The 15,111-nt window shown below is 73.0% G+C and carries 16 protein-coding genes; 7 read left to right on the top strand and 9 right to left on the bottom strand.

All coding sequences use genetic code 11. The features are described 5' to 3' along the window. Positions 1-28 precede the first annotated feature (28 nt). The 3 genes from IE332_RS30705 to IE332_RS30695 all read left to right on the top strand — a co-directional run bounded on the left by IE332_RS30705 (position 29) and on the right by IE332_RS30695 (position 3,818). Positions 29-1,117 (top strand): glycoside hydrolase family 16 protein, encoded by a 1,089-nt coding sequence (locus IE332_RS30705; RefSeq protein ID WP_189922772.1) that lies wholly within the window; start codon positions 29-31, stop codon positions 1,115-1,117. Positions 1,118-1,216: 99 nt separating this feature from the next. Further along, complete coding sequence (locus tag IE332_RS30700) at positions 1,217-1,366, top strand: hypothetical protein (protein WP_189922769.1); 150 nt, start codon at positions 1,217-1,219, stop codon at positions 1,364-1,366. A 118-nt stretch (positions 1,367-1,484) separates the two neighbouring features. Beyond that, positions 1,485-3,818: an alpha-N-acetylglucosaminidase gene (locus IE332_RS30695; protein WP_229929052.1), complete on the top strand. Its 2,334-nt coding sequence runs from the start codon at positions 1,485-1,487 to the stop codon at positions 3,816-3,818. On the opposite strand, the gene IE332_RS30690 is transcribed toward IE332_RS30695, so the two are convergent. Beyond that, on the bottom strand, positions 3,764-4,999 hold the full coding sequence (locus IE332_RS30690) for an alpha/beta hydrolase family protein (RefSeq protein ID WP_189922767.1): 1,236 nt from the start codon (positions 4,997-4,999) through the stop codon (positions 3,764-3,766). The genes IE332_RS30695 and IE332_RS30690 overlap by 55 nt on opposite strands. A 104-nt stretch (positions 5,000-5,103) precedes the next feature. Here IE332_RS30690 and IE332_RS30685 point away from each other — a divergent pair, with 104 nt between their 5' ends. Then, positions 5,104-5,697, top strand: coding sequence for a TetR/AcrR family transcriptional regulator (locus tag IE332_RS30685; protein WP_229929051.1), 594 nt, complete (start codon positions 5,104-5,106; stop codon positions 5,695-5,697). A gap of 129 nt (positions 5,698-5,826) precedes the next feature. Next, complete coding sequence (locus IE332_RS30680) at positions 5,827-6,192, top strand: nuclear transport factor 2 family protein (protein WP_189922764.1); 366 nt, start codon at positions 5,827-5,829, stop codon at positions 6,190-6,192. A 36-nt stretch (positions 6,193-6,228) separates the two neighbouring features. On the opposite strand, the gene IE332_RS42025 is transcribed toward IE332_RS30680, so the two are convergent. The 7 genes from IE332_RS42025 to IE332_RS30650 form a co-directional block, all read right to left on the bottom strand. Beyond that, entirely contained in the window at positions 6,229-6,363 is a 135-nt protein-coding gene (locus IE332_RS42025) for a hypothetical protein (protein WP_268256644.1), read from the bottom strand. Positions 6,364-6,569: 206 nt separating this feature from the next. Next, complete coding sequence (locus IE332_RS30675; protein WP_189922762.1) at positions 6,570-6,791, bottom strand: helix-turn-helix domain-containing protein; 222 nt, start codon at positions 6,789-6,791, stop codon at positions 6,570-6,572. Then, on the bottom strand, positions 6,791-7,282 hold the full coding sequence (locus tag IE332_RS30670) for a DUF2975 domain-containing protein (RefSeq protein ID WP_189922760.1): 492 nt from the start codon (positions 7,280-7,282) through the stop codon (positions 6,791-6,793). Before IE332_RS30670 ends, IE332_RS30675 begins: the two co-directional genes overlap by 1 nt. Before the next feature lie 132 nt (positions 7,283-7,414). Beyond that, the gene (locus IE332_RS30665; RefSeq protein WP_189922758.1) at positions 7,415-8,026 is read right to left on the bottom strand and encodes a hypothetical protein; all 612 of its coding nucleotides are present in this window, start codon (positions 8,024-8,026) and stop codon (positions 7,415-7,417) included. A 46-nt stretch (positions 8,027-8,072) separates the two neighbouring features. Further along, positions 8,073-9,209 carry an eCIS core domain-containing protein gene (locus IE332_RS42490; protein WP_189922756.1) on the bottom strand — a complete coding sequence of 379 codons (1,137 nt, stop codon included), beginning with the start codon at positions 9,207-9,209 and terminating at the stop codon, positions 8,073-8,075. Positions 9,210-9,439: 230 nt separating this feature from the next. Then, positions 9,440-11,632 (bottom strand): MMPL family transporter, encoded by a 2,193-nt coding sequence (locus tag IE332_RS30655; RefSeq protein ID WP_189922754.1) that lies wholly within the window; start codon positions 11,630-11,632, stop codon positions 9,440-9,442. A 59-nt stretch (positions 11,633-11,691) separates the two neighbouring features. Next, on the bottom strand, positions 11,692-12,144 hold the full coding sequence (locus tag IE332_RS30650; protein ID WP_189922752.1) for a hypothetical protein: 453 nt from the start codon (positions 12,142-12,144) through the stop codon (positions 11,692-11,694). 153 nt (positions 12,145-12,297) lie between these two features. Between IE332_RS30650 and IE332_RS30645 the strand changes: the two genes are divergently transcribed. Further along, the gene (locus tag IE332_RS30645; protein ID WP_189922750.1) at positions 12,298-13,527 is read left to right on the top strand and encodes a sensor histidine kinase; all 1,230 of its coding nucleotides are present in this window, start codon (positions 12,298-12,300) and stop codon (positions 13,525-13,527) included. After that, a complete protein-coding gene (locus IE332_RS30640; protein ID WP_189922748.1) occupies positions 13,524-14,174 on the top strand; it encodes a response regulator in 651 nt (216 codons plus the stop codon). The genes IE332_RS30645 and IE332_RS30640 overlap by 4 nt, the downstream gene beginning before the upstream one ends. Before the next feature lie 50 nt (positions 14,175-14,224). On the opposite strand, the gene IE332_RS30635 is transcribed toward IE332_RS30640, so the two are convergent. Continuing rightward, on the bottom strand, positions 14,225-14,896 hold the full coding sequence (locus IE332_RS30635) for a winged helix-turn-helix transcriptional regulator (protein WP_189922746.1): 672 nt from the start codon (positions 14,894-14,896) through the stop codon (positions 14,225-14,227). Between the last annotated feature and the right edge of the window lie 215 nt (positions 14,897-15,111).

The raw sequence follows: 15,111 nt of genomic DNA, 5'->3' as shown, positions 1-15,111 counted from the left end.
GACCTGTCGCAGAACGGCGGCTCCCTCCGTGAAACCCCTGAAGTTCGCCGCCGCGGCCGTGACCGGCGCGGCGATGTGCGTGCTCGTGTCGCCGCCGGCCCCGGCGGCGGACCGCGGGGCCGCGGGCCAGCCCCGGCCCGCGGTCCAGCCCTGGCCGTGGCCCTCACCGGGGAACGGGTCGTGGCCGTTCCCGAACGGCGGGCCGGCCTTCCCCTCGCTGCCGACGCCCGGCACCGGGATACCCGGGCACCCCGCCACGCCCTCGCCCGGCCTCCCCCGGCCGGTGTCGGGCCCGGCACCGGCCGGGCCGGCGGGCCCCTGGGACCCGACGTTCGCCGACGAGTTCAACGGCACGTCACTGGACCCGAAGAAGTGGTCGTTCCAGTCCGAGGCGGAGGCCGACTGGTCCGCCAGCCCCCTGGGGACGGGGAACCCGGACAACCAGCAGCTCGAGTTCGACCAGCCGGCGAACTGCTCCGTCTCCGGCGGGATGCTGGACATCACGGCGAAGCCGGACGACATCACCAGCGCCGCCGGAAAGCACTACGCCTGGTCCAGCTGCATGATCAACACCTCGCCGTCCTACGCCTTCCAGTACGGCTACACCGAGATCCGGGCGAAGCTCCCGGCACCGAAGGGCTTCTGGCCGGCCCTGTGGACCTGGTCCGCGCCCGGCGTCGACATCCCGGCCCACGGCGAGACCGACGCCTTCGAGTTCTACTCGGACGACCATTCGCGGCTCCACCTCAGCCAGCACAACCCGGCCGGAGGCGGCGGGTTCGTCCCGTCCGGGTTCATCCCGTCCGGGCTCTCGTGGCCCGGACTCGCCGGCACCGTGCACCGGCCCGCGTTCGACCCGGCCACGGGCTTCCACACCTACGGCGTCGACATCGAGCCGTGGGGGACGACCTGGTGGATCGACGGCCGGATGGTCTACTACAGCACCAGGACCTCGCCCGGCCGGGTGAACGTCCTCCTCGACAACTTCGTCTACTCCAAGATCCCCCCGGCCCCCGGCAGCCAGGGGCACCTGCTGGTCGACTACGTGCGGGCCTGGCAGCGCCCGGCGAACTTCCCCCGGCCGCCGGTCCCCGCGTTCCCGTTCCCGCTCCACTGACCCCCTGACCAGCCCGACCCGCCGACCCGCCGTACTCAGGCGGTGGTTGAGTACCTCCGCCCATGAAGTCCCGGCCGGCCGGTCCCTATCGTGACCCGCATGGACACGGACCCGACCCCCACGCCCCCTCCGCCCGCGGACGAGCCGCGGTGGGCCACCGGCTGCGGGATCGCGCTGGCCGTCCTCACCCTCCTGGCCGTCCTGGGAGCCATGGCACTGGGCGAGTTCGAGAAGGGCCTGACCGGGTAGCGCCGGATCGGGCGGCCGCGAAGGCGACCCGTTCGGCGCTGGTTCGCGGCGGGTTCGTCGCGCGGGGGTGTGGTCCGATGGGCGTGCTCCCCCGGCCCCTCCCCCCGATGAGGACACCATGCCCTCCGCTCCCAGCCGCCCCGCGCGCGTCCGGCGCGGGGAGTTCCGCTCGATCTGCGTGGAGGGGCTGGGACGCATGGCGCTGGCCGGTGTGCTCGCCCTGGCCGGGGTGGTGGCCACGACGACGGTCGCCCGGGCCGCGCCCGCCTTCGACACCGCTCCGGCCGCCGCGGCGCTCGGGCGGCTCCTTCCCGCCCAGCAGAGGCAGATCACCCTGGTCCCGGTCGCCCGGGGGGCGGGGGGTGACGCCTTCTCGGTCTCCGGTACCCGGGGGGCCGTCACGGTGTCCGGGACCACGCCGGCGACGCTGCTCGCCGGTGTGGGCTGGTACCTGGAGCACGTGGCCCGGGTCGACATCGGCCTGCCCGGGGACTCGCTCGGGGCGCTCCCCGCCGTACTCCCCGCGGTGGGCACCCCGGTCAGGCGGTCGGCCGTGGTGCCGCACCGCTACGCGCTGAACGACACCGACGCGGGCTACTCCGGCGCCTACCGTGACTTCGCCGCCCACCGGCGCGAGCTCGACGTCCTCGCCCTCCACGGGATCAACGAGGTCTTCGTCCAGACCGGCGCCGAGTACCCGTACTACCGGGCGCTCCAGGAGTTCGGCTACGGCGCGGCGGAGCTGCGCTCGTGGATCCCGGGCCCGGCGCACCAGAGCTGGTGGCTGCTGCAGAACATGAGCGCCTTCGCCGGGCCGGTCTCCGAGCAGCTGATCGACGCCCGGGTGGCGATGGGCAGGCGGATCACCGACCACCTCCGCGCTCTCGGCATGACCCCGGTGCTGCCGGGCTACTTCGGCACCGTCCCGGCCGGCTTCGCGGCGCGGAACGCCGGCGCCCGGGTGGTGCCGCAGGGGAACTGGGTGGGCTTCGCCCGTCCCGACTGGCTCGACCCGACCGGCCCCGTCTTCGCCGGGCTGGCCGCCGCCTACTACCGGGCGCAGCGTGCGGCCTTCGGCGACAGTTCGATGTACAAGATGGACCTGCTGCACGAGGGCGGCACCGCCGGGCCGGTCGACGTGGGCGCGGCGGCCGGTGCGGTGCAGCGCGCGCTGCGGGCGGCGCATCCCGGGGCCGTGTGGGCGCTCCTGGGCTGGGAGGGCAATCCGTCGCGGGCGCTGCTGTCCGGGGTGGACCGCGGCCGGATGCTGGTCCTGGACGGGCTCGCCGACCGTTACGACGGCCTGGACCGCGAGTCCCAGTGGCAGGGCACGCCCTACGCGTTCGGCACGATCCCGAACTTCGGCGGGCACACCTCGCCCGGGGCGAACACGGCGGTGTGGGTGCGGCGTTTCCGGCAGTGGCGGGCGAAGTCCGGCAGCGCGCTGCGGGGCATCGCGTACCTGCCGGAGGCGACGGGGACGGATCCGGCGGCGTTGGCGCTGTTCAGCCTGCTCGCCTGGGAGCCGGCGGCGGTCGACCGGACCGCCTGGTTCGACGACTACGCCGCGCGCCGCTACGGCGGGGCCGACCGGCACGCGGCGGCTGCCTGGGCCGCGCTGCGGCGGGGCCCGTACGGCATGCCGTCCGGCGCGTGGAGCGAGGCGCAGGACAGCCTGTTCGCCGCGCGGCCGGGCCTGTCGGTGTCCAAGGGTGCGCAGTGGAGCCCGGGCGCGATGCGCTACGACCCGGCCCTGGTCCGCTCCGCTCTCGACGAACTCCTGCTGGTCGCACCGGCGTTGAGGGGTTCGGACGCCTACCGGTTCGATCTGGTGACCTTCTCCCGGCAGGTGCTGGACAACCGTGCGCGGGCCCTGCTCCCGCGGATCTCCGCTGCCTACGGCGCCCGGGACCTGCCGCTGTTCCGGGTACTGGTGGCGGAGTGGAGCCACGACCTGGCGCTGGTGGACCGGGTCTCCGGGGCGGACGCGCGGTCCATGGTGGGGCCGTGGATCGCCGCCGCCCGGGCCTGGGGGGCCGACGCGGCGGAGCGTGACCGGCTGGAGTACGACGTCCGCTCGCTCCTGACGACCTGGGGTCCGCGGGCCGCGAGCGACGACAACGGCCTGCACGACTACGCGAACCGGGACTGGGCCGGGCTGGTGTCCGGGCTGTACGCCCGGCGCTGGAGTGCCTACTTCGCCTCGCTGGACACGGCGTTGTCCACCGGGGCCTCCCCCGCGGCGATCGACTGGTTCGCCGTGGACGACGCCTGGGCCCGGCAGACCACCGCGTACCCCACCGTGCCCGCCGGGGATCCGGTCGCGCTGGCCCGGGAGGTGGCGGAGGCGGTCCCGGTGGCGGAGGCGGTCCCGGGCCCGGTGTCCGCGGGGCGGCCTCAGGCTCCGGTGGCGGTGGGGGCGGCGGAGAGGGTGTCGTCGAGCCAGTCGTAGACGCGGGCGAGGGCCAGGCGCATGGCGCCGGGGTGGCAGTGGGCGCCGGCGCCCTCCTCGGCGGTGAACAGCATCAGCGTCTTGGGGCAGGTCAGGTGGTCGTAGAGCTGCTGCGGCTGGCCCTCGAAGAACTCGTCCTCGGCGGCGTCGCAGACCAGGGTGGGGCACTGGATCCGCTCGGCGATGCCGTGGTCGAGGGTGTAGTCGAGGTAGGAGGCGTTGAAGGCGCGGGGGGTGTCGACGCCCATGACGTACATGCCGTGGTTGATCGCCCATCGTGCGGTCGCGTCGGCGGCCATGATCTGTTCGAGGGCGGCGTCGAGTTCGGGGGCGGAGTCGGCGCGCAGGAGCCGTTCGGCCTCCGCGCGGCCGCCGGGGATGTTGCGCACGGATATCCGGCCGAGGTCGTAGACGCCGTCGACGGCGATCAGCGCGGCCAGCCGGTGTTCGAAGGCCGCGGCCCGTGGGGCGAGGAGGCCGCCCATGCTGGAGCCCAGCAGCGCGATCCGGCCGGTGTCGACCTCTGGAACGGTCTCGGCGAAGTCGATCACGGGGGTGATGACCTTCTCCCAGTCCGGACGGAAGACGAGGCCCTGGTGGTGGCGGGGCCCGGGCTGTCCGGGGCCGTCGAAGGTCAGCACGGTGTAGCCGCGCTCGACGGCCGCCAGCGCGCCGCTGAAGTGCAGTTCCTCGGCGGTGCCGTCGAAGCCGGAGTGCATGATCAGGGTCGGCCGGGGCGTGCCGGTGGTGTCGGCGCGGTAGAGGTAGCCGGGCAGGGTGGTGCCCTCGTAGGGGATGCGGACCGGCTCGACGCACGGGGTGTACAGGGCGGCGGCCGCCCGGAAGCACTCCACGCTGCGGTCGTAGGCGTGGTCGTGGCGGGGGTCGCAGGGGTGGCCGTGCAGGAAGAACTCGGCCGAGCGGTAGTAGTTGGACGCCCGGAGGAAGCCGTCCCGGGCGCTCACCCGGTGGCCTGCCGCCAGGGCCCGCCGGGCCTGGTCGGCGACCCGGTCGGCGGTGGCCAGCCACTCGTCGTGCCAGCTGTCGTAGTCGCCTTCCACGATGCGCTCGCCGGTGGACACGACCTCGCCGAAGTCGGCGCCGCCGTAGGCGATGTGACTCATCGAGCGCAGGGTCTCGTACCAGAACTGGGGGTTGTTCGGGAACAGCAGCTGCTTCATCGCACGCACTCTCCTCGGAGACATCAAGCACAGATCTGTGCTTACGGCAGGACTCTAGGCCCTCCGGGCGCCACTAAGCAAACATCTGTGCTTACGATGTGGGAGTGACTTCGAAACAACCGACCACGCGCAGCCGCAAGAGCCCCGAAGAGGTCCGCTCGGCCGTCCACCAGGCGGTCATCGACCTGCTGTCGGCCTCCGGGGGCGCGGAGCTCACCATCCCCGCGATCGCCCAGCACGCCGGGGTGAACCACACCAGCGTCTACCGGCGTTGGGGCAGCCGGGAGGCGCTCCTGGCCGACGTGGTCACCACCCGCCTGGAACGGGACTGGCCGCTCGACGACACCGGCACCCTGCGCGGCGACCTCATCGCCTGGGTGCGCGCGGGGGTGGCCAGCATCCGCACGACCGAGGGCCGCCTCCTCGTCCGCGCCGTCGCCCTGTCCATGCCGAGCGGCCCCGACGCGCAGGCCGACCGCGCACAGCACTTCCGGCGCCGGCTCCACGCCGTCGAGCGCATCCGCGAGCGGGCCACCGCCCGCGGCGAGACCCCACCGCCCCTGGAATCCATCCTCGACCAGCTCGTCGCACCGCTCTACCTGCGGGCGATCTTCGGCATCGAGCCCCCGGCCTCCGGCTACCCGGAACTCCTGGTGGACCGGCTGCTCGACAGCACGGGCGCACCGGGCACGGACTGAGCCCCGGCCCGGGCACCCGGACGGAATGAGGTCACCGGCCTGCCCGAAGGCCCCCGGGCACCGCGCACCGCGCACCGGACCCCGGCGCGGGCCTTCCGGAGGCGGCCTGGTGGCGGGCAGCATGGGGGCATGACTGTCGATCATGCCTTCGCACAGCGGTTCGCCGGGGAATGGGTGGCGGCGTGGAACGCCCGCGACCTGGAGGGCGTCCTCGCCCACTACACGGACGACGTCGTCTTCTCCTCCCCCCGGGTGGTCACCGTCCTGGGAGAACCCTCCGGGGAGGTGCGCGGCAAGGAGGCGCTGCGCGCGTACTGGAGCAAAGCCCTGGCCCTGCTGCCCGATCTCCGCTTCACCCTGGAGTCGGTACGGGTCTCGGTCGACACCATCGTGATCGACTACCGCAACGAGCGCGGGGTGGCCGTCTCGGAGGCCCTGACCTTCCGTGACGGCCTGGTCCACCGGGGCTTCGGGGCGTACGGGCCGGAGAGCTGAGCAGCGCCCCGCCCCGGGCAGCCCGAGGCGGAGCGCTCAGTGCCAGCCGGTGGACCCGCCCGGGCTCGCGGGCCCGGCGTCGGACAGGAAACCGGCCACGAAGAGGACCAGCACGATCAGCGCGAGCAGCACCAGCCAGAACGTGTCCTCGAACCCCGGACGGTGCGGCACGGGCGGACGGTCCCGCCGATCGCCGTCTCCCCCGGTCTCTCCCCCGGCCCCTACGTCCGCGGACCGGCCCTCGTCGTCGCTGTTCTCATCGGTCACCGCGCACCCTCCCTGCCGCCGGATCCATCGGACCGCCCCGCGGCGCCGGCGTCAACCTCCCCGCAACAGCCTGGGACGGCCGGGACGACAGGGACGACAGGGCCGCCGGGTCATTCGCCCGTGGTGTCCTCGGCCTCCCAGCGGAGCAGGTCGCCCGGCTGGCAGTCGAGCACCTCGCAGAGTGCGGCGAGTGTCGCGAAGCGCACCGCCTTGGCCCGGCCGTTCTTGAGTACGGCCAGGTTGGCGGGTGTGATCCCCACGCGGTCCGCGAGTTCGCCCACGGACATCTTCCGCCTGGCCAGCATCACGTCGATGTCGACGGCGATGGGCATCAGATCACCTCGTCCAACTCCGCCTGGAGCTGGGCCGCTTCGACGTCGCGGGCGACGGCCTGGGCGAGCAGCGTCCGCAGCACGAGCACGATGAGCGCGACTCCCAGGATGGCCAGGCCGATCCCGCCCATGATGAGGGTGACGCCCGGGTCGTCCCGCTGGCCGGGCGCGTTGACGGCCGTGACCGTGAACCACATGAGGGAGGCCGCGACGATCGCGCCGATGATGACGTCCACGTACCGGAAGGCGGCGTGGGAGAACACGGTTCCGCGCCGCACCATCGTCACCAGTCGCCAGACACAGACGAGGGTGACCTGGGCCGCCCCGATGCCCAGGACCGTGATCACCCGCAGCGGGGTCAGCGGGAGCGACCCGTCCTCCGGGTCGTTCCCGCTGGCCAGCGTCCACACCATCAGCGCCTGGACGAACACGGTGCCGGTGAGCACCACCACGAGCACGGCGCGCAGCGCGCGCACTGTCAGCTTTCCCATGACCTACTCTTCCATCGAATTGCGATGGGAATCTATCGACTATCGATAGGCAGAGCAAATGGCCCGGTCTTGCGCTGCGCGAGTTCAGCGCCGCACGGGCTCAGCGCCGCACGGGCTCAGCGCCGCACGGGCTCAGCGCCGCGCCGGGTGGAACAGCGTGTCGTCGTAGTCGGGGAAGACGAGCGGCATCGCGCGGCGGAAGGCGGTGACCTCCGCGCTGTCCTCCAGGCCCCGGCAGAGCGTCTGCGGCCAGTACCAGAAGCCGCGGGAGGCGATCAGCCGTTCCAGGTACGCGTCGAACGGGTACCCGGTGTCGTACAACTCCTCGCCGAGGTAGTGGTAGTGGACGGAGCCGAGGGGTGGGACGAACGCCGCGCAGGCCTCGGGGACGAACCTGTCGAAGGGTTTGACGGCGCGGAACTGCTGGTCGTCCGCCGAGTGCCAGGTGATGCCCTCCCAGTCGCCGAAGACCTCGCGCAACGGCAGCAGGTCGATCAGGCCCTGGTCGGAGAGGTCGTCGTTCAGGACCTCGGGGACGGTGTGCCGCCAGGTCAGGCGGACCGCGCCGACCTCGCGGTAGAAGGCCTCGACACCGTCCGGGAGACGGCCGCCGGCCAGGCGGGTGGCGAGCTCGATGTCCGCCGGCGGGGTCGGCGGCGCGACGGTGGCCTCCAGGAGCTCCACCCGGGGGTTGCGGTCCAGGTCGGCGATCATCGCGGTCAGCCGGGCACGGGGGTTGATCACGTACGTACGTCTCCTTCGGCGTCTTCAGCGGCGCCAGCGGGTGTGGTCACTTCTTCCGGTTGTTCTCGATCTCCCACGCGTCGCCGCGCAGTTCCTTGCCGGTGGTGTCGTAGACGGTGTACTCGGCGTGGAGCTTGCCGGCGAGTTTGGCGGCGTAGTTGGCGTCGATGTCGGCATCCACGTTGGCGTCCCCCGTGTCGAAGTCCTTCGCGGCGGGGTGGGTGCCGTACTGGGCTTCCACGTAGTACTCGACCACGTTGCCCTGGTTCAGCACCTCGTCCTTGACGTCCTTCTCGACCTTGGAGTGGTGCGCCGAGTTCGCGGACGCGGTGATCGGCGTCATGTTCTTCATGACGCCGGGGCCGCCGACGTTGTGGTTGAGCAGGTGCCCCTGCACCATGTAGTTCTTGAACCACGTGCCGGTCGCGCCGGTCTTGGGCCACCAGGACGGCTGCTCCTTGGGCACGGAGCCCGTTCCGAGCTGCCCGGGCCAGAGTTCGGCGTGCATCGTGGTGCCGACGCCGTTCCCGTTCACCCCGCCGTAGGTGACGTACGGGGCGCCGGTGAAGGCGCGCTGCACCACCGGCTCCTGCTCGGCGGACGGCGACCGCACGGCGGCCCGCTGGACGGCGTCGGGCACCGGCCCGCTCAGCGCCCGGACGGCGTTCGCCTCGGCGGCGCGCTCGAAACGGTCGCCGGGGTCGCTGACGGACAGCCCGTCGCCGTGGTCGGTGCCGGCCACGGGGCCCGAGCGCTGCTGGATGACGTGGGTCAACTCGTGGGCCAGCGTGTGCTTGTCGGCGCCGCCGTGGCCGAGCACGACGTGCTCGCCGGAGGTGTAGGCGCGGGCGCTGATCTCGGCAGCCGAGCGGGCCGCGGCGGAGTCGTCGTGGATCCGCACACCGCTGAAGTCGGCGCCCAGGCGGGCCTCCATCTCCGCCCGCACGTCCTCGGCCATCGGCCGGCCCGGCGACCGCAGCACCTGGTGGACCGTCGAACGCTGCACCGGTGCATCCGACTCCCGCTGCTGCCTGAGCAGTTGAACGACGGCCGCATTGCCTATCGTGCGCTGCAGCGCGCCGATCGAGCGGGGATCCGCGGGCGCGAACCGCCGCTGTTCGGTCGGGCGGCCGCGGTCACGCCGCTCGGGCCCGCCCTTCGGTTTCTGGTCATGCGCGTGCACATCCACCTCCTGGACGGGCCGTTCGAGCCGCGGTTCGCGGTCTGTCCATGCCGGTCTATGCCGGGCCCCGGGGCCCGCGCAAGGACCCGAGGGGCAGTGTCGGGGCAAGCTCCGGGGAACCCGGAGCTTGCCGGGCGGCCGGGCGGGAGCAACCGGCCGTCGGGCGGCCGGGTGTGGGAGCGGGCGGCCGCCCGACCGGCCGGGTGTGGGAGCGGGCGGCCGAGGCCGGGTCAGCCGGTCCGGGATTCCTCGCCGCGGGCGGTCGTCGGGACCGACTGCTCCTCGCCGTACGAGGGGCTGGCGCGCCGCCGGATCCGCCGCAGCGGGGCCGGTGCCCACCAGGCCCGGTGTCCCAGCAGTTTCATCGTCGCCGGAACGAGTACGGCCCGGACCAGGGTCGCGTCCACCACGATGGCGATCACCAGGCCGACGCCGATCATCTGCATGAAGGCGATGGACGAGGTCAGGAAGCCGCAGACGACGACCGCCAGCAGGAGAGCGGCACTTGTGATGATCTTTCCGGTCCGCTGCAGGCCGAGCGCGACGGACTCGCCCGGATCGCCCGTGCGGTCGTAGCTCTCCTTGATCCGGGAGAGCAGGAAGACCTCGTAGTCCATGGCCAGGCCGAAGGCGATCGCCACGATCAGCACCGGGAAGTCGGCGTCGATCGCGCCGATCGGGGTGAAGCCGAGCAGGTCCTTCAGGTACCCGTCCTGGAAGATCAGCTTGATCGCGCCGAACGCCGCCGAGAGCGACAGCAGGTTCAGCAGGACCGACTTCAGCGGGATGGTCACCGAGCCGAAGGCCAGGAAGAGCACCAGGGAGGACACCGCCGCGACGAACAGGGCCATCCACGGCGCCCGGGAGCCGATCATGTCGACGATGTCCACCCGGGAGACCGGCATCCCGGTGAACCGGGTGGCGGCGGCCGCCGGCGGTGTCTGTGCCCGCAGGCCGTCCACCATGGTGCGGGCTTCCTCGGACATCGGGTCCATCGAGTAGTACGCGGTGATCCGGGCCAGGTTCCCGTGGGTGCCGGTCACCGCGGCGCCCCGCACGCCGGGTACCGCGTTCAACCGGGCGGCGTACTCGCCGAGCGCGCCGGCCTCGCCGCTCGCGGGGCCCGGCAGCGTGACGACGGCCGTGACGGTCCTGGTCGGGTCCTGCCGGAAGTCCGTGGCGAACTGCCGGCTGACGACCCGGGCGTCCGAGCCGCCGGGCAGCACCCAGTCGCCGGGGCGCGCCCAGTTGACGCCCAGGAACGGCGCCCCCAGGCCGACCAGCAGGGCGACCACCGCGAGCGTGGTCAGCAGCGGACGGCGCATCACGGCCTTGGCCGTGCGGTACCACCGGCCCCGGCTCTCCGGCCCGGGTGCCGCGCCCCGCCGGTCCCACGGCATCGGCACCCGCCACGAGTCGATCCGGCGGCCGGTGACCCGGAGCAGCGCGGGGAGCAGGGTCAGCGAGCCGATCACCGCGAAGGCGACCACGGAGACGGCCGCGTAGCCCATCGAGCTCAGGAAGCGGGACGGGAAGAGCGTCAGGCCGGCAAAAGAGATGGCGACCGCGAGGCCGGAGAAGGCCACCGTACGGCCCGCGGTGGCGCTGGTGCGCTCGACGGCGGCGTCCACGGACGCTCCGGCGGCGAGCTCCTCACGGAACCGGTTGACCATGAACAGCGCGTAGTCGATGGCGAGTCCGAGCCCGAGGATGGTGATCACGTTGATCACGCTGCTCGAGACGGCGGCGAAGAGGGTGAGCACGCGCAGTACCGCGAAGGACCCGAGCGCCACCACCGCGCCGACGGCCAGCGGGAGGGAGGCGGCGACGGCACTGCGGAAGACGAGGACGAGCAGCACCAGCAACAGCGGTACCGAGAGCATCTCGGCCCGCCCGATGTCCTTCCCCGTCAGCCCGTTGACCTGCTCCGTCATCGCGGTGACGCCGCCGAACCGGACGTCCGTCCCCGGGACCTCGAAGCGGTCCTCGATCGCCTGCAGGGCCCTGACCCGCTCCTGCTCGTCCGAGGACGTGAACTGCAGTGCCACATAGGTGGCGTGACCGTCCTTGCTGAGGAAGTCCGGGTTGTCGCCGGTGGACCAGTAGGTGTCCACCCGGGCCAGGTCGGTGCGGGGCACGGCGGCCACCGCCGCCTGGATCGGTCCGGCGAGGGACGGGTCGGTGACCGGACGGTCGGCGCTGCGGTACATCACCACCACGTCGTCGGCCCGACGGCCCAGAGGTCCGGCGAGCACCCTGTCGGCCTGGGCGGACTGGCTGGCCGGGTCGTCGAACCCGGCCCCGCCCGTGATGGCACCGAACACGCCGGTGCCCCAGCCGCCGGCCAGCAGGGTGAACAGGGCCGCGGCCATGAGGACCCACCGCCGGTTCGCGGCGGCGAATCTCCCGATTGACGCGATCACTTGGCGCTCCTTCAGAGAAATGGGGAGTGGAGAGTGGAGAGAGCCGGGGGGACGGCCGGTCAGCCCGCCGCGCGGCGGTGCACCCGCAGGGCGTAGGCCAGGCAGCCCGCCGCGTACGGGAGTTCCAGCGTCACGGCGGTCAGCAGGGCCGCCGGCAGGTAGTCCGAGGGCGCGGTGCCGACGTCGAACCACAGGTCGGCCACCATGAAGACGGCGATCCCGGCGGCGGCCAGCCCCACCCGGGAGTCGCGCCTCAGGGCCAGCCGGGAGGCCAGCGCCATCGCGGCGGCCTCCAGGACGTCGAAGCCGACCCAGAGCACCCGGCGGCCCGGCTCGGCGTGGACGCCGAGCGTCACCGCCCAGACCGTCACCACCAGGGCGGACAGGGCGAAGACGTATCCGGCGAACGGTCGCCGCGCACGAACCTGTCCGTTCCCGGCCTGTCCGCCGTGGGCCGTCACCGGGAGGAGCGCCATATTCGACGGGGCGCCGACAGTATGAGCCTTGGTCATGTGCCCAGACTTCCGGCAGGGCAGGCTCACGGGCTTCGGGCGACCGGTCGGACCAAGCGGCCTGAAGGGCCGGACGGGGCGGCCTGAAGGAGGAGACCGCCCTCCCCCTCGGGGAGGATCATGAAAGGCGCCGGTCACCGTACAGTCCCACCTGTGGCGCGGGAGTGGATCAGACGTCTCTTCAACCGCCGGTTCGGGCCGATGCGGCTGGCACTGGTGGCCTTCGGCCTGGGCTACCTGCTGCTCCTGCGCAGGCCGGCCGAGCTGGGGGCGGCGGACTGGTCCGTCGGCCTGGCCGTGCTGGTGCTGGCCTCGGTCGGCGGTTTCCGACTGCTGCCCGTGGCGCTCGGCCAGGCCGGGATGCTGGCGCTGGCCGAGCTGTCCGCGCCGGCCGTGCTGGTCGAGGTCAAGGTCGGCGCCAGCGCCGCGCTGTTCGAACTGGCGGTGCGCCGGTGGGGCCGACCGACGACGGTGGCCGCGGCGGCGCTGCTGGCCGCTCAGCTGGTCTCCGCCGGCCACACCGTCGACGGCATCGGATCCGCCCTCTACCGGGCGGCGGTGATCGTCAGCGTCCCGGTGCTGCTGGCCGGCTACATCCGCTCGGCGGAGTCGGCGGCCCGCACCGCCCAGGAGCGTGCCCGCGAGGCCGAGCACAGCCGGGACCTCGCCGAGTGGGGTGCCCGGATGGGCGAACGGGCCGCGATCGCCCGGGAGTTGCACGACATGGTGGCGCACCATCTGGCCTCCACGGTGCTCCGGGTGGGCGTGGCGCGGCACGTCCTGCCGCGGACCGACCAGCGGCTCGCCGAGGTGCTGGACGACGTGCACGCCAGCGCCACCACCGCGCTCACCGACCTGCGGCGGCTGCTCACCGCGCTGCGCGAGCCCGCCGACCACGACCTGCCACCCCGGCACCTGGCGCCGCTGCTCGCGGAGACCACCGGCCTGCCGGCCGCGGTGCAGGGGGTGGTCGAGCGGTCCCGGCAGGCCGGGCTGAGGATCGAGGCCGAGATCGGCCCGCAGATCTCGGAGTTGGACGCGATCCGGAGCCTGACCGTGCTGCGGCTGGTCCAGGAGGGGCTGGCGAACGTGACCAAGCACGCCGGACCGTCCGCCGCGGTACGGCTCCGGGTCGGGATGGAGGAGGGGACCTTGCGGCTGGACCTGGAGAACGACCTGCCCCAACGGCACGGGCCTGGCGGGCCTGGCGGGCCGGACCTGCCGCAGCACGACGGCACCGGCTACGGGTTGCTCGGCATGCGCGAACGGGTCGCGCTGGTCGGAGGCGCCATCGACGTGGGCAGGGTCCCCGGCGGTTGGCGCCTCACTGCCAGCCTGCCCGCGCCGACCTCCCCGACCCCGGCGGACCGGAGCCGGCTGTGATCAGCGTGCTGATCGCCGACGACCAGCAGCTGGTGCGGGCGGGGGTGCGGATGCTCTGCGAGTCCACGGCGGACATCACGGTGGCCGGCGAGGCGGTGAACGGCGCCGAGGCGCTGCGGCTGGCCGAGCGGCTGCACCCGGACGTGGTCCTGATGGACCTGCACATGCCCGGGATGGACGGCATCACGGCGACACGCCGGATCCTTCAGGCGCGGCCCGCCACCCGGGTGGTGGTGCTGACCACCTTCGACGACGACGATCGGCTCTACCCCGCACTCGGCGCGGGCGCCTGCGGCTTCCTGGCCAAGGACGTGTCCCCGGCCTCGGTGCTGGACGCGATCCGCCGGGCGGTCCAGGGAGAGAGCCCGTACAGCCCGAGTGTGCTGCGCAGGGTGGTGTCCCGGGCCTCCTCGGCCTGGGACAGCGAGGGCGACCGCCGGCGCGACGCGGTGCACTTCACGGACCGCGAGCAGGAGGTGCTCCGGCTGGTCGCGGAGGGGCTGTCCAACACCGAGATCGGCGAACGGATGCACATCGGGATCACCACGGTGAAGACCCATGTGTCGAACCTGATGACCAAGACCGGCAGCCCCAACCGGGTACGGCTGGCGGTGCTGGCGATCCAGCAGGGCCTGGCCGCCCGCTGACCGACCGTCCCGGCCGGGTCAGCGGGAGGCCGGGTCGTCACGAGGCCGGGTCAGCGGGAGGCCGGGTCGACGGGAGCGGGGAGGCTGAGCACAGCGCCCAGGCGCGCGACGGAGGCGGTGTCACCTTCGACCTGGACGTCCCCCGCCGCGATCGCGTCGGCCAGGGGGCGTCCTCCGTACACGACGCGTGCGAGCGCGGAGGGCCGCGCGGTGATGACGGCTTCAGGTTGCTGCTGGTGGCCGCGTTCGGCGCGCAGGGTGCCGTCGGCGATGAGGACCCGGAAGACCTCGTCGCCGAGGTGGAGCTCGTAGCGCCCGTGCACGTCCTGGGCGCGGGCCGGGTCGAAGTTGGTGCGCAGGGAGAGGACGAACGAGGTGGGGCTCAGGTGGGCGGTGCGGTCGTGGGCCGGTGAGCGTACGGCCCAGCGGCCCAGCGCCCGTACGACGGGTTCGAGTTCGAGGCCCCAGTCGGTGAGCTCGTAGGCCTCTGCGGCGGCGGGGGCGGGGAGGCGGTGCTTGCGCACGATGCCGGATGCCTCCAGTTCGGCGAGGCGCTGGGCGAGCACGTTGGTGCTGATGCCGGGCAGGTCCGTGCGCAGTTGGCCGTACCGCTTGGGGCCCAGCAGCAGTTCGCGGACCACGAGGAGTGCCCATCGCTCGCCGACGAGATCGAGCGCGTGGCCGGTCCCGCACGCGTCGTTGTAGCTCCGTTTCGTTGCCATGCCGGTCAGTCTACCCCTGGTGCTTTCGAATCAAAACTGACTGGTTGTTTTTTGAAAGCGTGGTGGCTATGGTGATCACAACGACGGCCGGAAGCGCGCCGTCCGCGGCAGGCCGCACCGGGCCGGCGCCACGAGAACCAGCTACGAGACACCGAGGACCCGCAGATGCGCACCCTGATCAGCTCCGCTTTCATCTCCCTCGACGGCGTCGTCGA

Origin of the sequence: Kitasatospora xanthocidica (assembly GCF_014656195.1) — a bacterium.
GTDB classification, from domain to species: Bacteria; Actinomycetota; Actinomycetes; order Streptomycetales; family Streptomycetaceae; genus Kitasatospora; species Kitasatospora xanthocidica.
This window is presented reverse-complemented; position numbering and strand designations above follow the sequence as displayed.